This window comes from Rhodoferax ferrireducens T118, from assembly GCF_000013605.1.
GTDB lineage: Bacteria > Pseudomonadota > Gammaproteobacteria > Burkholderiales > Burkholderiaceae_C > Rhodoferax > Rhodoferax ferrireducens.
Genome location: NC_007908.1, coordinates 4,273,715 through 4,295,132, shown reverse-complemented (window position 1 = coordinate 4,295,132; position 21,418 = coordinate 4,273,715). Strand labels below are relative to the sequence as shown.

The window sequence follows — 21,418 nt, the reverse complement described above, 5'->3', positions numbered from 1 at the left end:
CGACCACCAACCAAGGAAAACACAATGAGCACTCGAATCGAAAAAGACTTTCTGGGCGAAAAAGAACTGCCCGACAGTGCCTACTATGGCGTGCAAACACTGCGCGGAAAGGAAAACTTCCACATCACCGGCATCCCGATGTCGAACGAGCCGTACTTCGTCAAAGCGTTCGGCTACGTGAAGAAGGCTGCCGCACTGGCCAATCGCGATCTTGGCGTGCTGGATGCCAAGATCGCCAATGCCATCGTTAGCGCCTGCGACCGTTTGATTGCCGGGGAAATGTGCGACCAGTTCGTCACCGACTTCATCCAGGGTGGCGCTGGCACATCGACGAACATGAACGCCAATGAGGTGATCGCCAACCTGGCGCTTGAGCACCTCGGCCACAAGAAGGGCGAGTACCAATACTGCAACCCCAACGATCATGTGAACTTCGGGCAATCGACCAACGATGTCTATCCGACCGCCTTTCGACTGGCCTTGATCCTGCGGCTGAACAGCTATATGGACGCGCTGGGACAACTGCAAGAGGCCTTCTTCGCCAAGGGGCGGGAGTTCCAGAACGTGCTGAAAATGGGCCGAACCCACCTGCAGGACGCAGTCCCCATGTCGTTGGGCCAGGAATTCCATGGCTGGGGCACGACCATGGGCGAGGAAGTGCAACGCATTGCCGAGGTTCGCCAGTTTCTGCATGAAGTCAACTTGGGCGCGACCGCCATTGGCACCATGGTGACGGCAGCGCCAGGCTATCCGGAGCTGGCCATCAAATACCTGTCCGAGGTGACCGGTTGCACCTTCATCCTGGCGGGCGATCTGGTCGAGGCGACATCCGACACGGGCGCCTACGTGCTGCTTTCCGGTGTCCTGAAACGGACCTCGTCGAAGCTCACCAAGATCTGCAACGACCTGCGCCTGCTGGCCTCCGGTCCGCGTTGCGGCTTCAATGAGCTCAACCTGCCGCAGATGCAGCCGGGCAGTTCGATCATGCCGGGCAAGGTCAATCCGGTGATTCCAGAGGTCGTCAACCAGACCAGCTTCCTGGTCATCGGCCTTGACCTCACGGTGACGCTGGCCGCGTCGGCGGGGCAGCTGCAGTTGAACGTGATGGAGCCTGTCATCACGTTCGCCCTGTTCACGTCGATCTCCACCATGGAAAACGCCGTCAACAGCCTGAACGTCAACTGCGTCCAGGGCATCACCGCCAATGTGGAACACATGCACAGCAGGGTGTTGAACTCGCTCGGCATCATCACGGTGCTCAAGCCCTCGCTGGGCTACAAGCTGTGCGGGGAGATCGCGCGTGAGGGCTACGAGAGCGGGAAATCATTGCACGACATCGTCGTCAAGGAGCGAAAACTGATGACACAGCAACGCTGGGATGAGATGTTTTCGTTCGAGAACCTGATCAGTCCGAAGTTCGAGCAATAGGCAAGCACGCCAAGTCCGCGTCCAACAAAGAAAGAGAGAAAACAAAATGACAGTTTCAATTGTTCTTCAATTCCTGGTCGTGTTAGCGGCCATCTGGATGGGGGCACGATCCTCGGGCATTGGTCTGGGTTTGTGGGGCGCGGTGGGTCTGATGGTGCTGGTCGGTGCCTTTGGCCTCACGCCAACGTCGCCGCCGATCGATGTGATGCTGATCATCCTGGCCGTCATCATGGCCGCGTCTGTCATGGAAGCGGCTGGCGGCATCGACTTTCTGGTCGGGATCGCCGAGCGCATCATCCGGGCCAATCCGAAGTACGTGACGATCGTCGCGCCACTCACGACCTGGACCTTCACCTTCCTCGCCGGAACGGGGCACATCGTCTATCCGCTGCTGCCGGTGATCTATGAGACGGCGCACCGCAGCGGCATCCGTCCGGAACGACCGATGGCGGTGGCCACCATCGCCTCGCAGCAGGCCATCACCGCCAGCCCGGTTGCCGCGGCCACGGCGGCCATGATCGGCATGTTTGCCGAAAAGGGCATGACGGGCTGGGGACTGCGTGAGATCCTGATGATTTGCGTGCCCGCCACGCTCGTCGGCGTCATCGCCGCAGCCATCGTTTCCATGTTCATCGGCAAGGACCTGAAGGACGACAAGGTGTACCAGGCGCGGCTCGCCGCCGGCGAGATACCGGCGCCCCAATCGGCCGCTGGGCGCCCGGCGCTCAAGCCGACGGCGAAACTGGCTGCGTTTGTCTTCCTGAGCGGTGTTGCATTGGTCGTGCTGTTCGGCTTCTTCCCGGCACTGCGGCAACTGCCCGGGGCAAAAAGCCCGCTGTCCATGCCGATCGTCATCGAAATCATCATGATGTCCATCGCTGCGATCATGCTTTTGCTGACCCAAGTCGCTGTTGACGATGTTCCCAAGACCGCCACCTTGCGTGCCGGCGTGGTCGCGGTCATCGGTATTTTTGGCCTGGCCTGGCTCGGCGACAGTTTCATTTCCGCCAACAAGGACTTGATTGTTCCAGCCATCGGCGAATGGGCGAAGGTCGCGCCCTGGACCTTTGCCTTCGGTCTGTTCCTGGCCTCGGTGTTGCTTTACAGCCAGGCTGCAACCACCCGTGCGCTGATGCCGCTTGGGGTGGTATTGGGTATCCCGCCCCAGTTCCTGATCGGTATGTTTCCGGCGGTCAATGGCTACTTCTTCATTCCCACCTATGGTTCACTGATTGCAGCGATCAACTTCGACTTGTCCGGAACCACCAAAATTGGACGCTACGTTCTGAACCACTCGTTCATGATTCCCGGACTGGTGGCCACGGCGGTGTCGGTCGCGACCGGGCTGCTGATCGCACGCATGATTTTCTGATGCGGCGATGGGGCAGGCGATGTGCGGTTCAAATGCCAGCGCCAGCCCCAAAGCGATAAACCCCATCGTCGCCGAGCCTGCGCTGCAACCGCCCCTCAAACCACAGCGCATGCAGGTGGGCAATCGACTCACCCATGGCAAAGGTGGTCTGATGCAGGTCCAGCGCGCGTTTGAACAGCAGCGGCAGCAGCTCGGCGGCGCTGCACGGCTTGACGGTGCAGGCCTGCATCACTTCAAGCAGCCGCTCGTCATGATGGTCGTGTAATTGTTGAATGCGCGCATGCAAGCCGGTAAAGGGCTTGCCGTGGGCCGGCAGGGTGAGCGTCTGGGCGGGCAGGGCTTTGAATTTGTCGATGGAATCGAGGAACTGCCTGAGCGGGTTCGATTCGGGTTCCTGGTCGTAGACGCTGACGTTGGTGGAGATGCGCGGCAGCATCATGTCGCCGCCGATGAGTACCTGCAATTCTGCGCAGTACAGCGAGATGTGCTCGGGCGCATGGCCGTAGCCGCTGACGCACAACCAGGCGCGCCCGCCAATGGTGAGCACGTCGCTGTCCTGCAGGCGCCGGTACTGGCGCGGCACCGCAGGCACCAGGGTCGAAAAATAGCTGCCGCGGCCCCTGATTTTTTCCAGGGAGTCCGGGTCGCTCAAGCCATGCAAGGCAAAAAACGCGGCCGCCGCGTCGCTGCTGAAACCGTTCGGGCCCTGGCTGCCGATGCGTGCCAGGCCGAAATCGGTGGCGCTGATCCACAAGCGCACCTGCCAGCGCTCGCACAGCCAGTGCGCCAGGCCAATATGGTCCGGGTGCATGTGGGTCACGATCACGCGCAGGATCGGCAGACTGTCGAGTTCGTTGGCAAAGACCTGCTCCCATTGCGCCTTGGCCGGCTCGGAGCTGATGCAGCAGTCGACCACGCTCCAGCCCGGCTGGCCGTCGATTTCATCGCGCAAGAGCCAGAGGTTGATGTGATTGAGCGCAAACGGCAAGCCCATACGCAGCCACTTCACGCCCGGCGCCACCGTGACAGCCGTGCCGGGCGTGGGCAGGGTGTGGCCCAGCGGGTAGTGCAATTGCTGTTCGAGTTTATCGGCGTGTGGATTTGTGCCGGGGGGTTCAGGTGGTTTCAAGCGGGCTCCAGATTTGCGACATAATTGACGTTTACGTAAACGTCAATCAAGGTCGGCATTGTAGGGGCGCGCGCCCACGGATGCTGTCACCCCGGTTGATCACCATTCAAGCTTTATGGCACTCACTTACAACATCAGCGACCTGGCCAAGGAATTTGACCTGACCACGCGGGCGATGCGCTTTTATGAGGACATGGGCCTGTTGCAACCCGAGCGCACCGGCCCAGGTGGGCGTTCGCGGGTCTACAGCGGGCGTGACCGCACCCGCCTGAAGCTCACCTTGCGCGCCAAGCGGCTGGGTTTCAGCCTGAGCGAGGCCAAGGAAATCATTGACATGTACGACAGCCCGCGCGATACCGGCGCGCAGCTGCAGAAATTCCTGCTGGTGCTGGCCGAACACCAGAAACAGCTCGAAGCCCAGATGACCGATCTGCAGGCCAACCTGGATGAGCTCAAGGAGCACCAGCGCGAGGCCCGCGCCCTGCTGGCCGCCAGCAGCAAGAAACCAGCGGCCAGCCGCAGCGCCGCCAAACCATCAACTCAACCCAACGGAGACAAAAATGAACCTGCCCGGACTTAACTTTCAACTCGGTGAAGACGTTGATGCGCTGCGCGACACCGTGTACGAATTTGCGCAACGCGAGATCGCGCCGCGCGCCGCCGCCATTGACAAAAATGACCAGTTCCCGATGGACCTGTGGCGCAAGATGGGCGACCTGGGCCTGCTGGGCATCACCGTCGGCGAGGAGTACGGTGGCGCCAACATGGGCTACCTGGCGCATATGGTGGCGATGGAAGAGATCTCCCGCGCCTCGGCCTCGGTGGCCTTGAGCTACGGTGCCCACAGCAACCTGTGCGTGAACCAGATCAAGCGCAACGGCAGCCTGGAGCAGCGGCAAAAATACCTGCCCAAGCTGATCTCGGGTGAGCATGTCGGCGCCTTGGCCATGAGCGAATCCGGCGCGGGCAGCGATGTGCTGGGCATGACGCTCAAAGCCGAAGACAAGGGCGGCTTTTACCTGCTCAACGGCAGCAAGATGTGGATCACCAACGGCCCGGACGCCGACACGCTGGTGGTGTATGCCAAGAGCGACCCCGAGCTGGGCGCGCGTGGCGTCTCCGCCTTTTTGATCGAGAAGGGCATGCCCGGCTTCTCGGTCGCGCAAAAGCTCGACAAACTGGGCATGCGCGGCAGTCATACCGGTGAACTGGTGTTCAACAATGTGGAGGTGCCAGCGCAGAACATCCTGGGCGGCCTCAACAACGGCGCCAAGGTGCTGATGAGCGGGCTGGACTACGAGCGCGCCGTGCTCACCGGCGGGCCGCTTGGCATCATGCAGGCGGTGATGGACAACGTGATGCCCTACATCCACGACCGCAAGCAGTTCGGCCAGAGCATTGGCGAGTTCCAGCTGATCCAGGGCAAGGTGGCTGACCTGTACACCGTGCTGCAGGCCGGGCGCGCGTTTGCCTACACCGTGGCCAAGAACCTGGACCTGCTCGGAGCAGAGCATGTGCGCCAGGTGCGCAAGGACTGCGCGTCGGTCATTTTGTGGACGGCTGAAAAAGCCACCTGGATGGCGGGTGAGGGCGTGCAGATATTTGGCGGCAACGGTTACATCAATGAGTACCCGCTGGGGCGCCTGTGGCGCGACGCCAAGCTGTACGAGATTGGTGCGGGCACCAGTGAGATTCGCCGCATGTTGATCGGGAGAGAGCTGTTTGCGCAGACTTCTTGACTAAGATCGACCCATGAACACCTCCCTGCAAGACCTCTTCGCCCACAACCGCGCCTGGGCCGCGCAAATGGCACTGGAGCGGCCGGGCTTTTTTACCAAGCTGCAAAGTCAGCAGAATCCCAAATACATGTGGATTGGCTGCTCCGACAGCCGGGTGCCGGCCAACCAGATCACCGGGCTGGCACCGGGCGAGGTGTTTGTGCACCGCAATGTCGCCAATGTGGTGGTGCATTCTGACCTGAACGCCTTGTCCACCATCCAGTTTGCGGTGGAACGCCTGAAGGTGGAACATGTGCTGGTGGTGGGCCACTATGGTTGCTCGGGTGTGCTCGCAGCGCTGCAGGGTGCGCGTATCGGCTTGGCGGACAACTGGCTGCGCCATATTCAGGATGTGCGTGACCGGCACCAGGCGCTGCTGGCGGATTTGCCAGAGCATGCGCGTTATGACGCGCTGGTGGAGTTGAATGTGATCGAGCAGGTGGTTAACGTGGCGCAAAGCACGGTGCTGCAAGACGCCTGGGGCTCGGGGCAGAACGTGACCCTGCATGGCTGGGCCTATGGCGTGCACGATGGTCTGTTGCAGGACCTGCACATGAGCGTGTTGAGCCCGGATGAGCTGGCGCTGCGTTATCAGGCGGCCGTGGCCCGCGTCGGCGCCGCCTTTCGCAGTCCTTTGAATTTGTAAGAAAATGGCCTCTAGCCCCCGTATTTACTGTTTAAGTAGCTACTGAATATATAGCTGACATGTTTCCTACCCGGCTTGATTCCTCGCTGGCTTACGACATTGCCAAGGCCATGATGGATGGCTTTAACCGCCATTACCGCCTGTTCAGAACCGAGTCGGCGCGCGCCAAGCACCGCTTCGAGACGGCCGACTGGCATGGCCAGCAGCGCGCCCAGCGGGACCGGATCGAGTTTTATGACCTGCGGGTGCGTGAATGTTTTATGCGCCTGGCGCGCGAGTTCAAGGCGGACGAACAGCCCATGGAGGTGTGGCAGCAGGTCAAGCTGCATTACATCGGCCTGCTGGTGGACCACCACCAGCCCGAGCTGGCCGAGACTTTCTTCAATTCGGTGACGACCAAAATCCTGCACCACAGCTATTTCCAGAACGACTTTATCTTTGTGCGCCCGGCGGTGAGTACCGAGTACATCGAAAACGACGAGTCCGAGACCAGCCCGACCTACCGTTCCTACTACCCCACGCACGACAGCCTGGCCGAGGTGCTGGTGCAGATGGTGCTGGACTTTGATTTGCGCTGCCCGTTTGCCGACTTGGACAGCGACGCCGCGCGGGTGCAGGCGGCCATGGTCGAGCAACTGGGCGAGGTCAAGCTGCGCGCCAATTTTCAGCTTCAGGTGCTCTCCGGTCTGTTCTTTCGCAACAAGGGCTGCTACATCGTCGGCAAGCTGATCAACGGCTTTAATGAGTTTCCATTTGCCTTGCCGGTGTTGTACGGCAGGGCAGGTCAACTGGTGATTGATGCCGTCCTGTTTGGCGAGGATGATTTGCTGATGCTGTTCAGCTTTGCGCGCGCCTATTTCATGGTGGACATGGAAATACCGTCGGCCTATGTGCAGTACCTGCGCAGCATGATGCCGCGCAAGCCGCGCAACGAGATCTACAACGCCCTGGGGCTGGCCAAGCAGGGCAAGACGCTTTTTTACCGCGACTTTTTGCATCACCAGCGCCACTCCACTGACAAGTTCCGCATTGCGCCCGGCATCAAGGGCATGGTGATGCTGGTATTTGACCTGCCCTCGTTTCCTTACGTGTTCAAGGTCATCAAGGACTTTTACCCGCCGCCCAAAGACACCACGCGCGAGCAGATCAAGGCCAAGTATTTGCTGGTCAAGCAGCACGACCGGGTCGGGCGCATGGCCGACACGCTGGAATACAGCGAAGTGGGTTTTCCGCGCGCGCGCTTTGACGATGAATTGATCGCCGAGCTGGAGAAATTCGCGCCCAGCCAGCTCGAGATCAGCGACCGTGACGGCGACGGCCGCATTGAAGTCATCATCAAGCACGTCTATATTGAACGCCGCATGATTCCGCTCAACATTTACCTGCAGGAGGCGTTTGATGCCGGCGGCGCCAACCCGGACGACACCAGCCCGGCGGCGCTGCGGGCGCGTGAGCAGATCGAGCGCGGCGTCATCGAGTACGGCAACGCCCTGAAAGACCTGGTGGCGGCCAACATCTTCCCCGGCGACATGTTGTGGAAGAATTTTGGCATCACCCGCCACGGCAAGGTGGTGTTTTACGACTATGACGAGATCGAATACATCACCGACTGCAACTTCCGCAAGGTGCCGCAGGCGCGCAATGAAGAAGACGAGATGTCGGGCGAGGTCTGGTACCGGGTCGGCCCCAAGGACGTGTTCCCCGAAACCTTTGCACCTTTCTTGCTCGGCAACCCGTTTGTGCGCGAGGTGTTCATGAAGCACCACGCCGAGTTGCTGGACGCGGCTTTCTGGCAAAGCCACAAGGAGCGCATCCAGGCCGGGCACGTCTATGACGTGTTTCCGTATGACCAGGGCAAGCGCTTTCACCCGGAGATCAGCGATGCGCAAGTACCGTCATCGATCTGAATTTGCGACTGGCCTGGTGGCCGCTCACGCAGACCCCATCTGCGTCCAACCGATTTTTTAACTGAAAGGACTTGATATGAATGACTCTATCGTTATCGTCAGCGCTGCCCGCACCCCCTTGGGCAGCTTTCAGGGCGACTTTGCGGGCCTGGCGGCCCATGACCTGGGCGGCGTCGCCATTCAGGCCGCTCTTGAGCGTGCCAGCGCCAATTCCAAACTCACGCCCCAGATGGTGGATGAGCTGATCTTTGGCAACTGCCTGATGGCCGGCCAGGGCCAGGCCCCCGCGCGCCAGGCCGGCTTCAAGGGCGGCCTGCCCAAGAGCACCGGTGCCGTCACCCTGTCCAAGATGTGTGGCTCGGCCATGCGCGCCACCATGTTCGCCCACGACATGCTGCTCGCCGGCAGTGCCGACGTGCTGATGGCCGGTGGCATGGAGAGTATGACCAACGCACCCTATCTGCTGCAGAAAGCGCGCGGCGGCTACCGCATTGGCCACGACCGCATTTTTGACCACATGATGCTCGACGGCCTGGAAGACGCCTACGAGGCCGGTCGCTCGATGGGCACCTTTGGCGAAGACTGCGCCGCCAAATACGGTTTCACGCGCGCGCAACAGGACGCTTTTGCCACCACCAGCGTGCAGCGCGCACAAGCCGCCACCACCTCGGGCGCATTTGCCGCGGAAATCGCCCCGGTGACGATCAAGGGCCGTGCGGGTGACACCGTCATCTCCATCGACCAGGGCCCCGGCAAGGTCAAGCTCGACAAGATTGGCAGCCTCAAACCAGCCTTCAAGAAAGACGGCACCATCACGGCCGCCAGCAGCTCCAGCATCAACGACGGCGCCGCTGCGCTGGTGCTGATGCGCGCCTCCACCGCCGCCAAACTCGGCTGCCAGCCGCTGGCGCGCATCGTCGGCCACGCCGTGCATGCGCAAGAACCCGAATGGTTCTCGACCGCGCCCATCGGTGCCAGTCAAAAAGTGCTGGCCAAAGCCGGCTGGGCGGTCAAAGACGTGGAGCTGTGGGAAGTCAACGAAGCCTTTGCCGTGGTGCCGATGGCACTGATGCACGACCTCAAACTGAGCCATGAGATCGTCAACGTCAATGGCGGCGCCTGCGCGCTGGGCCACCCGATTGGCTGCAGCGGTGCCCGCATCATCGTGACGCTGATGTACGCGCTGCAGGCTCGCGGCCTGAAAAAAGGCGTCGCCACACTCTGCATCGGTGGCGGTGAAGGCACTGCCGTGGCGCTCGAAATGCTATAAAGTTAATAGCTGTCTGCGCAAGACGGACGGGGGCTAGCGCCCCCTTTTTTTACAAATTTGACGAACGATTGAGAGCCTGACCCATGTTGCTAACCCAAGACCAGGAAATGATCCGCGACGCGGTGCGCGCCTTTGCCCAAGCCGAACTCTGGCCCAACGCCGCCCAGTGGGACAAGGAGCACACTTTTCCCAAGGAGGCGCACCAGGGGCTGGCCGCGCTGGGCGCCTACGGCATTTGCGTGCCGGAAGAACTGGGCGGCGCCAACATGGACTACCTGACGGTGGCGCTGGTGCTGGAGGAAATCGCCGCCGGTGACGGTGGCACCAGCACCGCGATCAGCGTCACCAACTGTCCGGTCAACGCCATCCTGATGCGCTACGGCAATACCGCGCAGAAGAGGCAATGGCTGACGCCGCTCGCGCAAGGCCAGTTGCTGGGTGCGTTTTGCCTGACCGAACCGCATGTGGGCTCGGACGCGTCCGGCCTGCGCACCACGGCCACGCGCGAAGGTGATGCTTATGTCATCAACGGCGTCAAGCAGTTCATCACCAGCGGCCAGAACGGCGACGTGGCCATCGTCATTGCCGTCACCGACAAGGGCGCGGGCAAGAAGGGCATGAGTGCCTTCATCGTGCCGACCAACGCACCCGGCTACGTGGTGGCCCGGCTGGAAGACAAGCTCGGCCAGCACAGCAGCGACACGGCACAGATCAACTTTGACAACTGCCGCATTCCTGCAGAGAACCTGATTGGACTGGAGGGCGAGGGCTACAAGATTGCCTTGGGCGCCCTGGAGGGTGGGCGCATCGGCATTGCCGCGCAGAGCGTGGGCATGGCGCGCAGCGCGTTTGAGGTGGCGCTGGCCTACGCCAAAGAGCGGCAAAGCTTTGGTACCGCCATCTTCAACCACCAGGCGGTCGGTTTCCGCCTGGCCGAGTGCGCCACGCAGATCGAGGCGGCGCGCCAGCTCATCTGGCATGCAGCCGCCTTGCGCGACGCCGGCCGCCCGTGCCTGAAAGAAGCCGCCATGGCCAAGCTGTTTGCCAGCGAAATGGCCGAGCAGGTCTGCAGCGCCGCCATCCAGACCCTGGGCGGCTACGGCTATGTCAGCGACTTTCCCGTCGAGCGCATCTACCGCGACGTGCGCGTGTGCCAGATTTATGAAGGCACGTCGGACGTGCAGAAGATCATCATTCAAAGAGCACTTTCCTGAGACTTTGCGGGACAGACCGCCGTTACGCGAAGCGAACAAGCTCTGTCCCCAACATTTCAAGGGTGTTTTTGCGGGACAGACCGCCGTTACGCGAAGCGAACAAGCTCTGTCCCCAACATTTCAAGGGTGTTTTTGCGGGACAGACCGCCGTTACGCGAAGCGAACAAGCTCTGTCCTCAACATTTCAAGGGTGTTTTTGCGGGACAGCCCGCCGTTACGCGAAGTCAACAAGCTCTGTCCTCAATATTTCAGGGGCGTTTTTGCGGGACAGCCCGCAGCATGGCTGCGCGCGCCAGCCCTGTCCTCAACGGATTGTCCCAGTCAGCGATGCCGAAGGCGTGCCAACTCCTGTCGAGTTCTTTTACATTTCTTTTCAATTAAATTCGATGCCGTCACAATATCTTTTTAAATCAATCACTTAGAAGTGCGGCTCGATTTTTGCGTGGGTTCGACGGCGCCTGGGAATTCAGGGGCTCGAATGACTCAATAAACGCAAAAGGAGATTTGAATGATGAAGACACCAGCGTCAGCCAGACTCAGTCGTCTCGCTGCCATCCTGGGCGCCGTTTGTGGTGGCGCCCTTATGTCGTCGGCTCATGCCAATGAGTTGTATTTTCAAATGAATCCGAACCTCTCCAGTGCTGGCGTTCGTGAAGCCTTCATTTTTGGTGCGGCCAATGCCACCGGCACGCTCACCAGCACGGACGGCGTTGTCAATACTGCGTTTAACTTGGGCGCCCAGGGATTTTCAGTACTCACCGTGCCGCAGTCCTATGAACTCGCCAGCGATACGATCCAGAACAATGGTTTCAAGATCCAGTCCAGCAGCAACGTCAGTGGCTACTTCCTGAATCGGGCGCCTCAAACGACCGACATGACTTACTTGATCGACGGCAGCAAGCTCGGCACCAGTTATGTGGTGGCGGCTTACAGCGGCGCTGGCAGTGAACAAGTATCTGCTCAGGCAACGCAAAACAATACCACCGTGACCATCAATGCCGCCGGTGGTGGTTCCGTCACGAAAGTGCTCAACGCGGGTCAGACCTACATGATTTCCAGTGGCAGCGCCTTGACGGGTTCAACTGTCACAGCGGACAAGCCGATCGCGGTGTTCTCGGGTAATGCGTGCGCCAATATTCCGGTTGGCAATACCTACTGCGATCACATTGTTGAGCAAATGCCCAGCATCGCCCAACTGTCCAAAACATATTACGTCGCACCGACGCCGAGAACCGGGGTCAACGGTGACGTCGTGCGCATTGTTGCGTCGGCGGATGCCACGCAGGTCAAGGTGGACGGCGTGGTGTTGGCCACCCTCAACGCCGGCCAGTTCTCCGAAATTCGGGTTCCTGTCGGCAAAACGATCACGGCCGACAAGCCGATTCTGGTCGCCCAGTACCTGATCGGACAAACCGAGGCGAATGCCAACACCGATCCGGCGATGACGATCGTGCCTGGGGCAGATCAGTGGCTCAAGAGTTATGTATTCGCGACACCCTCCGGCACCGCGGATTTTCCGACCGACTACATCAGCCTGATTCTGGCCACTTCGGATGTCGCCTCTCTGAGGCTTGATGGGGCCGCCATTGCCGATCCATTTACCGCACTTGGCGGGGGCTTCAGTTTTGCGAACGTTGATGTATCAAGCAAGAGTGGCCCGTTCTCGATCACAGCCGGCAACCCGTTCCAGTTGTTGTTGAGTGGTTACGACGCTTATGACACTTACTTCACCTACGGCGGTGCGGTATTCTCCCCGGGCGCTTCTGAACCGCCACCAGTTCCCAATGGCGTACCGGAACCCGGTAGTCTTGCGCTTTTAGGGCTGGGTCTCGCCGCACTTGCAGGCTTGCGGCGCCAAAAGTCGGCCTGAATCCTCCCTGAGACTGCCGCCTGCGCGCCGCCCTTAGTGGCCCCAGCCGCGGCGGCGAGTCTTTCAGGTGCCGGGCGATCAGGTCACCCACGGCGCCACCGCTCTGTACATGACACTGCCACCCTGCGCATCCGCGCGGTGGCCTCTATCCATCGCTTCGGCCTGGCGCCTGAACGCGCCCTGTGTAAACTCGCCACACGGTTGGTGTCAACCGTGATCGCGCACTCAAACCCCACGTTTGCACAACTCATTTACGAGCGGACCCCAAGAGGCAGCGGGCACCTTGAATGTCCGGGTGAACAACAAGGAGCGCACCATGGCAATTACCAAAGGATTTCGGGCCCTCGTCGATGAGGCCATGGCCCAGGTCACCACCTACAGCGTGGCGCAGGTAAAGGCGCGGCTGACTGACGCCAACACGCAAATGGTCGACATCCGCGACGTCCGAGAGTTGGCCGAGGGCACGGTGCCGGGGGCTTTTCATGCGCCGCGTGGCATGCTGGAGTTCTGGGTCGATCCGGCTTCGCCCTATCACAAGCCTGTGTTTGCCGATGAGACCAAAGAGTTCATCCTGTTTTGCGGCGCCGGCTGGCGCAGTGCCCTGGCGGCCAAGACGCTGCAGGACATGGGCATGAGCAACGTGGCCCATATGGATGGCGGTTGGGCCGAGTGGGTGAAGCAGGGCGCGCCGACGGAAACGCTGGAACAGCACAAAGCTCGCCGATTGGCCAAGGCCTGAGCCTCGCTATCTATAACAAATTGACCTCTAGCCCCCGTGTAATAAGCGCTAGTAGCTATTAACTACATAGCATAATCAGCTGGGTGCCTTGTCCGGATACCGGGGCTGCCTGTTATTTGGGCGTTGTGACGCAGCCCGCACCGGCTGTGGCTTTGGCGCCTTTTCAGCCGCTTCGTCCACAAAGTTGTCCACAGAAGTTGTGCATCAATGGCGAGCGGTTTTGGCCGCTTCTTTGGCACTGTCGGGGCGGCGTCTTTTAAGAAATATTTATTTTTTTCAAGTTCTTTTGCTTGTCAAATTGCGTATTTTTCTGCTAGGCGCCTGCACCTTCTGGACCCGAAAATTGGGACTTATACCAGCCGCCTGTTTATTGGGCACCGTGTTGCAGCCCGCGCCCAGTAAGGGTTTGCCGGGTTGTCCCTGAACTGCTACACAAAGTTATCCACAAAATTTGTGGAGCAAATAACACTTGCGGTCCCGGCCCTGCGCCCGTTTTCGCGGCCGGCCTGCCGGACCGGGTCTTGCCGGGCGCGCCCGTGCTGGCTTCGCGCGCCGGGCCCCAGGCTCGGCCTCTCAAGTTATCCACAAAATTAATAGCGAAGAATCCGCACCGGGCGGCGCTTAAGTCCGTGCCGGCGGCCCTGAACGCCGAAACGCCGCTGGCGACATGCCAGTCCAGCCGCGAAAAGCCCGGATGAAACTTTTCTCGTTCTGAAACCCGGCGCCTTGCGCCACTTGCTTGATCGGGCGCGAGGTGCGCAGCAACAGCGCCAGCGCGCGGCTTTGACGCACCTCGTCTTTGAGGGCTTGCAGCGAGGCCCCTTCGTCCTTGAGCTGGCGGTGCAGGGTGCGCGGCGAGAGCTTGAGCAGCGCGGCCAAATCGTCCGCGTTGTGGCTTTGGTCCGGCTGCGTCAGCAGGGCCTGGCGCACGCGTTGCACCAGCAGGCGGTCGCGCCGGTATTGCAGCACCGTCAAGGGCAGCGCACGCTGCAGCATCTGCTGCAGGGCCGCCTCGTCGCGACGCAGCGGCAGGGCCAGGTAGCGCGCATCGAAGCGGATCGCCGCGGGCGCCGTGTTGAAGACGCTCGGGCCGGAGAACAACACCCCATAGACGTCCTGGTGCCGGGGTGCGGCAAACGGAAACTGCGCGCCCTGCAAGGGGATGCGCGAGTCGATCAGCCAGCAGGCCAGACCATGGATGTTGCGCAACACCGAGACCAGGCAGAACTCGCGCAAGTCGCCCAAGGACCGGTGCTCGGTGATGCACAAAGTGGCGGTGTCGCCCGCCACCGTCAATTGCAGGGTGATGTCATCGGCAATCAGCCCGTGGTGGCGGCACCAGCGCTGCAAGGCCAGGCCCAGGCTGGGGGCGCTGATGCTGGCGCGTGCCAGCATGCCGTAGCTGCCCCACGGCAGGCGGCGGCTGAACCAGCCCAGGGCCTCGTCGTCGAGCTCCTGCATGGCGGCACCCGAGATGCGCTCCATTTGGGCCGCGCTGATGCGGGCCGCCGGGTCCGCCAGGTCGGCTGGCGCAATATGTGCCAGCGCCAGCGCCTTGGCTGGGTCTTTGTGCTGGTCCGCGTAAGCCTGCACAATGGCCTTGACAAATGCAATGGGAGTCAGGGCCGGACCGGCGGTCAGGCTGACGCCGGCGAGTGCGGGATGGAGCGGGCGGGACGGCATGGGCTGGAGTATGTGATGTTATGGCACGATTTGCAACCTGGGTGGCACACATGGATGGCTTCGGACCGCTATGCTTGTCACTGCGATGGCTATCCGGGCTTGTGCCCACTTGGGGGAATTACCATGACACCAAAACCTGCGGACACTTTGCGTGCGCCCGCCTTGACCTGCAGCCTGTCCAGCGGCGCGACCGATGTGCCCTTGATCGAGCAAACGCTGGGCGACTTCTTTGACGCCATCGTGGCGCGCCAGCCCGAGCACGAAGCGCTGGTCAGCGCGCACCAGCACCAGCGCTACAGCTACCGCGCGCTGCAAACAGCGAGTAATCAACTGGCCAGTGCCTTGCTGGGCCTGGGCTTGAAGCCGGGCGAGCGCGTCGGGATCTGGTCGCATAACAACGCGCAGTGGCTGCTGATGCAACTGGCCACCGCCAAGGTGGGTTTGATTCTGGTCAACATCAACCCGGCCTACCGCGTGGCCGAGCTGGGCTATGCCCTGAACAAGGTGGCGTGCAAGGTGTTGGTGACCATGGCCCGCTTCAAGACCAGTGACTACCTGGGCATGCTGCGTGAATTGGCACCTGAGTTGGACACGGCGCAGCCGGGCGCCTTGCAGGCGGCCCGCCTGCCGCATTTGCGCACGGTGGTGTGGCTCGATGAGCCGGGCCAGGCCGACGAAGCGCCGGGTTTGCTGCGCTTCTCGACGTTGCTGGCTTCGGGGGACGCGGCCGACCCGCGGCTGGAAACCATTGCCAGCACGCTGCGCGCCAGCGACCCGATCAACATCCAATTCACCAGCGGCACCACCGGCTTCCCCAAGGGCGCCACACTGACGCACCGCAATATTCTGAACAACGGCTTCTTCATCGGTGAAGCCATGAAGCTCACCTCCAAGGATCGCCTGTGTATTCCGGTTCCGCTTTACCACTGCTTTGGCATGGTGCTGGGCAACCTGGCCTGCCTCACGCACGGCGCGACCATTGTTTATCCGAGTGATGGTTTCGATGCGCTGGCCGTGCTGCAAACCGTGCAGGACGAAAAATGCACCGGCCTGCACGGCGTGCCCACCATGTTCATCGCCGAGCTGGACCACCCGCGCTTTGCCGAGTTCGACCTGACCAGCCTGCGCACCGGCATCATGGCCGGCTCGCCGTGTCCGATCGAGGTCATGAAGCGGGTGATGCGCGACATGCACATGCTGGAAGTCACCATTGCCTACGGCATGACCGAAACCAGCCCGGTCAGTTGCCAGAGCAGCACCACGACGCCGCTGGAAAAACGGGTGGCCACCGTCGGCCTGGTGCAGCCCCATTTGCAGGTCAAGGTGATTGATCCGGTCAGTGGAGAAACAGTGGCGCCGGGCGTGTCAGGCGAGCTGTGCACGCGCGGTTACTCGGTCATGCACGGCTACTGGGAAGACCCGGTCCGCACCGCCGAGGCGATTGACGAGCAGGGCTGGATGCACACCGGCGACCTGGCGACCATGGACATTGAGGGCTATGTCAACATCGTCGGGCGCATCAAGGACATGGTGATCCGCGGCGGTGAAAATATCTACCCGCGCGAGATTGAAGAGTTTCTCTATCGCCACCCCCAGATTCAGGACGTGCAGGTGGTGGGCATCCCGGACCCCAAATATGGTGAGGAGCTGTGCGCCTGGATCATCGCCAAGCCGGGCCAGACCCTGAGCGAGATTGAAGTCAAAGCCTTCTGCAAGGGCCAGATTGCGCACTACAAGGTGCCCCGCTACATTCGCTTTGTGAGCGGGTTCCCGATGACCGTGACCGGCAAGATCCAGAAGTTCAAAATTCGGGATGACATGAAGCAGCAGCTTGGACTGCAAGAAGACAAAACGGCCTGAAAGAAGTTCTATGCCCACCCTCGACACCAAACTCAATGCCCGCTCCGCGGATTTCCAGGCCAACGCCAAAGCCATGCGCGCGCTGGTGGATGACCTCAACACGCAGACCGCCCGCGCCGCTTTGGGCGGCGGCGAAGTGGCTCGCGCCCGGCACACCGGGCGCGGCAAGCTGCTGCCGCGGGACCGGGTGCAAATGCTGCTGGACCCCGGCACGCCGTTTCTGGAGCTGTCACCGCTGGCTGCCATGGGCATGTACCCGGACCGCGACGGCACCGACAGTGCGCCCAGCGCCGGTGTCATTTGCGGCATTGGCCGCATCGAAGGTGTGGACTGCATGATTGTGTGCAACGACGCCACGGTCAAAGGCGGCACCTATTACCCGATGACGGTCAAAAAGCATTTGCGGGCGCAGGAGATTGCGCAGCAAAACCGCCTGCCCTGTGTCTATCTGGTGGATTCGGGCGGCGCCAATCTGCCCAACCAGGACGAGGTGTTTCCGGACCGCGACCACTTTGGCCGCATCTTCTTCAACCAGGCGACCATGAGCGCGCAGGGCATTGCGCAAATCGCGGTGGTGATGGGCAGTTGCACCGCAGGCGGCGCCTACGTGCCGGCCATGAGCGACGAGGCCATCATCGTCAAGAACCAGGGCACCATCTTTCTGGGCGGCCCGCCGCTGGTGAAGGCCGCCACCGGCGAGGTGGTCAGCGCTGAAGACCTGGGCGGAGGCGACGTGCACACGCGCCTGTCGGGCGTGGCAGATCACCTGGCGCAAAACGACCTGCACGCGCTGGCGCTGGCGCGCCAAGCGGTTGCCCATTTGAACCAAATCAAGCCTCCAGCCACCGCGTTACTTGGGTCGGTAGCTCCTAAATTGGCAGCAGAAGAGTTGTACGGCGTGATTCCCACCGACACGCGCAAGCCGTTTGATGTGCGCGAAATCATCGCCCGCATCGTCGATGGCTCCGAGTTCCACGAGTTCAAGCCACGTTATGGCAGCACGCTGGTCACGGGCTTTGCCCACATTGAAGGTATGCCGGTCGGCATCATCGCCAACAACGGCATCTTGTTCAGCGAGTCGGCCTTGAAAGGCACGCACTTCATCGAGCTGTGCTGCCAGCGCAAGATTCCGCTGGTGTTTTTGCAGAACATCACCGGCTTCATGGTCGGGCGCAAGTACGAGAACGAAGGCATTGCGCGCAACGGCGCCAAGATGGTGACCGCCGTCGCCACGGCCGCGGTGCCGAAGTTCACCATCATCATTGGCGGCAGTTTTGGCGCCGGCAACTACGGCATGTGTGGGCGCGCCTTCAGCCCGCGCTTTTTGTGGATGTGGCCGAACGCGCGCATCTCGGTCATGGGCGGCGAGCAGGCGGCCAGCGTGCTGGCGACCGTCAAGCGCGACGGCATCGAACTCAAGGGCGGGGCCTGGAGCCTGGAGGAAGAAGAAGCCTTCAAGGCGCCGATTCGTCGCCAATACGAGAGCCAGGGCCACCCCTATTTCGCCACCGCCCGCCTGTGGGACGACGGCATCATCGATCCTGTGGACACCCGCCGTGTGCTGGCGCTGGGCCTGAGCGCTGCGCGCAATGCCCCGATTGAAGACACCCGGTTCGGCATCTTCCGCATGTAGTGGCTGCACCGCGAAACCGATTTTTTTATGTGATGAAAACCTTGCGAGGCTGACCGCTATGGCAACACTGAACATTCAACCCGGCCCGGTGGCGCAGGTCACATTGAGCCGCCCCGAGGTCCGCAACGCCTTCAACGACGAGGTGATCGCCGAGCTCACGCAGGCGTTCACTGAACTGGGACACAACAAGGAAGTGCGCGCCATCGTGCTGGCAGCTTCAGGGCCGGCCTTCTGTGCCGGTGCGGACCTCAACTGGATGCGCCGTATGGCCGACTACACATACGCTGAAAACCTGGCGGATGCGGCCCAGTTGGCCGAGATGCTGCGTGTGATCTACACCTGCCCCAAGCCCACGGTGGCGCGCATTCAGGGCGACGTTTATGCCGGCGGCATGGGCCTGGTGGCGGCGTGTGACATGGCGGTCAGTGTGGACACGGCCAACTACTGCCTGAGCGAGGTCAAGCTGGGTTTGTACCCGGCCACCATCAGCCCGTATGTGATTCGCGCCATGGGCGCGCGCGCGGCGCACCGCTACTTTTTGACCGCCGAGCGTTTTGACGCGGTGGAGGCCTTGCGCATCGGTTTTGTGCACGCCGTGGTGAGCGCAGAACAACTGGATGCCAAAGTGAATGAAATGACCCAAGCGCTGCTCAGCGCCAGCCCGAATGCGGTGCAAAGGTGCAAAGCCCTGTTGCATGACGTGGCCGGCCAAGACATCGATGCGGCCTTGATTGCCCAAACCGTCGAAGGCATCGCCACCATTCGCGCCAGTGCCGAGGGCAAAGAGGGCGTGCAGTCCTTTCTGCAAAAACGCAAACCCGCGTGGCTGTCCTGAATTTTCAAGAGAGAAGAAAGATATGTTTAACAAAATTCTGATTGCCAACCGGGGCGAGATCGCCTGCCGCGTCGCCGCCACCGCGCGTCGCATGGCCATCAAAACAGTGGCGGTCTATTCCGATGCCGATGCCAACGCCAAACACGTCAGCGTGTGTGACGAGGCCGTCTATATCGGGGGCAGCGCGCCCAAAGACAGCTACCTGCGCTGGCAAAACATCATTGCGGCAGCCCAGGCTACCGGGGCGCAAGCCATCCACCCCGGCTACGGTTTCTTGAGTGAAAACGAAGAGTTTGCGCGCGCCTGTCTTGATGCCGGCCTGGTGTTTATTGGCCCGCCGTCGTCCGCCATTTTGGCCATGGGGCTCAAAGCCGAGTCCAAGCGCCTGATGGGCCTGGCCGGGGTGCCGCTGGTGCCCGGCTACCACGGCGCCGACCAGGACCCGGCTTTGCTGCAGCGCGAGGCCGACGCCATCGGTTACCCGGTGCTGATCAAGGCCAGTGCCGGCGGCGGCGGCAAGGGCATGCGGGTGGTGGCCAACGCGGCGGACTTTGCATCGGCGCTGGCCTCCTGCCGGCGCGAGGCCATCAACAGCTTTGGCAATGACGCGGTGCTGATCGAAAAATACGTGCAGCGCCCGCGCCACATCGAGATTCAGGTGTTTGGCGACACGCTGGGCAACTATGTGTACTTGTTTGAGCGCGACTGCTCGGTGCAGCGCCGCCATCAAAAGGTGCTGGAAGAAGCGCCCGCGCCGGGCATGACACCCGCGCTGCGCCAACAGATGGGCGAGGCGGCCGTGGCTGCGGCGCAGGCCGTGAACTATGTGGGGGCTGGCACGGTGGAGTTCATCGTGGAGCAGCGCCCGGACGGTTCCATGGATTTTTTCTTCATGGAAATGAACACGCGCCTGCAGGTGGAGCATCCCGTGACCGAAGCCATCACCGGCCAGGACCTGGTGGAGTGGCAGCTGCGGGTGGCCGCCGGCGAGGCGCTGCCGCTGCGCCAGGACCAGCTCAAGATCACCGGCCACGCGATCGAAGCCCGCATTTGCGCGGAAAACCCGGACAACAACTTCATGCCCGCCACCGGCACCCTGCAGGTGTATGGGCTGCCCGCATGCGTCACGTTTGAGCGCAGCAATGGCGGCGTGCGCGTGGACTCCGGCGTGCGCGAAGGTGATGCCATCAGCCCGTTCTACGACTCCATGCTGGCCAAGCTGATCGTGCATGGCGACAGCCGGGAACAGGCGCTCTCCAGGCTGGACACCGCGCTGGCCCAGACCCACATCGTCGGGCTCAACACCAATGTGCAGTTCTTGCGCCATGTGGTGCAAAGCCGCTCCTTTGTGCAGGCGGACCTGGACACCGGGCTGATTCCCCGTGAAGAGGCCGTGTTGTTCAAGCAGGAAAAAGTCGGTTTGAGCCTGGCCGTGGCCAGTGTGATTGCGCATACCTTGCAGCAGGAACGCTGCGCCCAGGCGCAACTGGCCGAGCGCGCGGGCTGGCTCGACCCCTGGGCCCGGCGTGACGGCTGGCGCTCGCACGGACCGAGCACGCGCCGCTTCGACTACGCGTTTCAGGGCCAGGTGCATATCGTGCAGCTGACGACCTTGCACGACGGTGCCTTGCAACTGGCGGTGGCGGGTGAGGTCGGCGGGTTTTCGTTTGTGCCGTTGACGCAAGGCATCGATGTGCGCTTTGCGGCCCGGCGCCAGATTGTCAGTGTCTATAGAAAAGACGCTGTAGCCCACGTATTTACTGCACAAGGAGCTACAGAAATAATAGCAATTGACGCCCTGGCGCACGCTGGCGACAGCCAGGTGGAAGGCGGGCGCCTGACGGCGCCGATGCCGGGCAAGGTGGTGTCGTTTGCCGTCAAGGCCGGTGACAAGGTCAGCAAGGGCCAGCCGCTGGCGGTGATGGACGCCATGAAGATGGAGCACACCATTGCCGCCCCGATGGACGGCGTGGTCGCCGAACTGCTCTACGCGCCCGGCGACCAAGTGGTGGAAGGGGCCGAGCTGCTCAAGCTGGTGGCGCAGTAATAATCGG

16 protein-coding genes are annotated in these 21,418 nt (G+C 61.6%); 14 read left to right on the top strand and 2 right to left on the bottom strand.

Annotated features, from left to right (window positions below; translation table 11 throughout):
* Window positions 1–24 precede the first annotated feature (24 nt).
* A complete protein-coding gene (locus tag RFER_RS19530; protein WP_011466108.1) occupies window positions 25–1,428 on the top strand; it encodes an aspartate ammonia-lyase in 1,404 nt (467 codons plus the stop codon).
* Window positions 1,429–1,474: 46 nt separating this feature from the next.
* On the top strand, window positions 1,475–2,800 hold the full coding sequence (locus RFER_RS19525) for an anaerobic C4-dicarboxylate transporter family protein (protein WP_011466107.1): 1,326 nt from the start codon (window positions 1,475–1,477) through the stop codon (window positions 2,798–2,800).
* A 28-nt stretch (window positions 2,801–2,828) separates the two neighbouring features.
* Here the strand turns inward: RFER_RS19525 and RFER_RS19520 are convergent, their stop codons facing one another.
* Window positions 2,829–3,929 (bottom strand): MBL fold metallo-hydrolase, encoded by a 1,101-nt coding sequence (locus RFER_RS19520; RefSeq protein ID WP_011466106.1) that lies wholly within the window; start codon window positions 3,927–3,929, stop codon window positions 2,829–2,831.
* A 115-nt stretch (window positions 3,930–4,044) separates the two neighbouring features.
* Between RFER_RS19520 and RFER_RS19515 the strand changes: the two genes are divergently transcribed.
* The 8 genes from RFER_RS19515 to RFER_RS19480 all read left to right on the top strand — a co-directional run bounded on the left by RFER_RS19515 (window position 4,045) and on the right by RFER_RS19480 (window position 13,353).
* Entirely contained in the window at window positions 4,045–4,509 is a 465-nt protein-coding gene (locus RFER_RS19515) for a MerR family transcriptional regulator (RefSeq protein ID WP_011466105.1), read from the top strand.
* Window positions 4,490–5,668, top strand: a complete 1,179-nt coding sequence (locus RFER_RS19510) for an isovaleryl-CoA dehydrogenase (protein ID WP_011466104.1) — start codon at window positions 4,490–4,492, stop codon at window positions 5,666–5,668. Before RFER_RS19515 ends, RFER_RS19510 begins: the two co-directional genes overlap by 20 nt.
* A 13-nt stretch (window positions 5,669–5,681) precedes the next feature.
* Window positions 5,682–6,353 (top strand): carbonate dehydratase, encoded by a 672-nt coding sequence (gene can, locus RFER_RS19505; protein ID WP_011466103.1) that lies wholly within the window; start codon window positions 5,682–5,684, stop codon window positions 6,351–6,353.
* Window positions 6,354–6,412: 59 nt separating this feature from the next.
* A complete protein-coding gene (gene aceK / locus RFER_RS19500) occupies window positions 6,413–8,260 on the top strand; it encodes a bifunctional isocitrate dehydrogenase kinase/phosphatase (RefSeq protein ID WP_011466102.1) in 1,848 nt (615 codons plus the stop codon).
* Between the two features lie 76 nt (window positions 8,261–8,336).
* Window positions 8,337–9,530, top strand: coding sequence for an acetyl-CoA C-acyltransferase (locus tag RFER_RS19495; protein WP_011466101.1), 1,194 nt, complete (start codon window positions 8,337–8,339; stop codon window positions 9,528–9,530).
* Between the two features lie 83 nt (window positions 9,531–9,613).
* The gene (locus tag RFER_RS19490; protein ID WP_011466100.1) at window positions 9,614–10,744 is read left to right on the top strand and encodes an acyl-CoA dehydrogenase family protein; all 1,131 of its coding nucleotides are present in this window, start codon (window positions 9,614–9,616) and stop codon (window positions 10,742–10,744) included.
* A 508-nt stretch (window positions 10,745–11,252) separates the two neighbouring features.
* A complete protein-coding gene (locus RFER_RS19485; RefSeq protein ID WP_011466099.1) occupies window positions 11,253–12,614 on the top strand; it encodes an IgGFc-binding protein in 1,362 nt (453 codons plus the stop codon).
* A 316-nt stretch (window positions 12,615–12,930) separates the two neighbouring features.
* Window positions 12,931–13,353, top strand: a complete 423-nt coding sequence (locus tag RFER_RS19480; RefSeq protein WP_011466098.1) for a rhodanese-like domain-containing protein — start codon at window positions 12,931–12,933, stop codon at window positions 13,351–13,353.
* Window positions 13,354–13,974: 621 nt separating this feature from the next.
* Here RFER_RS19480 and RFER_RS19475 read toward each other — a convergent pair.
* A complete protein-coding gene (locus RFER_RS19475; protein WP_011466096.1) occupies window positions 13,975–15,036 on the bottom strand; it encodes an AraC family transcriptional regulator in 1,062 nt (353 codons plus the stop codon).
* 123 nt (window positions 15,037–15,159) lie between these two features.
* On the opposite strand from RFER_RS19475, the gene RFER_RS19470 reads away from it, so the two are divergent.
* From RFER_RS19470 to RFER_RS19455, 4 genes are read left to right on the top strand one after another with little or no spacing between them, the layout of a single operon-like run.
* Window positions 15,160–16,896: an AMP-binding protein gene (locus RFER_RS19470; protein ID WP_041790998.1), complete on the top strand. Its 1,737-nt coding sequence runs from the start codon at window positions 15,160–15,162 to the stop codon at window positions 16,894–16,896.
* A 10-nt stretch (window positions 16,897–16,906) separates the two neighbouring features.
* The gene (locus tag RFER_RS19465) at window positions 16,907–18,529 is read left to right on the top strand and encodes a carboxyl transferase domain-containing protein (protein WP_011466094.1); all 1,623 of its coding nucleotides are present in this window, start codon (window positions 16,907–16,909) and stop codon (window positions 18,527–18,529) included.
* A gap of 58 nt (window positions 18,530–18,587) precedes the next feature.
* Window positions 18,588–19,364 carry an enoyl-CoA hydratase/isomerase family protein gene (locus tag RFER_RS19460; protein ID WP_011466093.1) on the top strand — a complete coding sequence of 259 codons (777 nt, stop codon included), beginning with the start codon at window positions 18,588–18,590 and terminating at the stop codon, window positions 19,362–19,364.
* Window positions 19,365–19,386: 22 nt separating this feature from the next.
* The gene (locus RFER_RS19455) at window positions 19,387–21,411 is read left to right on the top strand and encodes an acetyl-CoA carboxylase biotin carboxylase subunit (RefSeq protein WP_011466092.1); all 2,025 of its coding nucleotides are present in this window, start codon (window positions 19,387–19,389) and stop codon (window positions 21,409–21,411) included.
* Window positions 21,412–21,418: the final 7 nt, after the last annotated feature.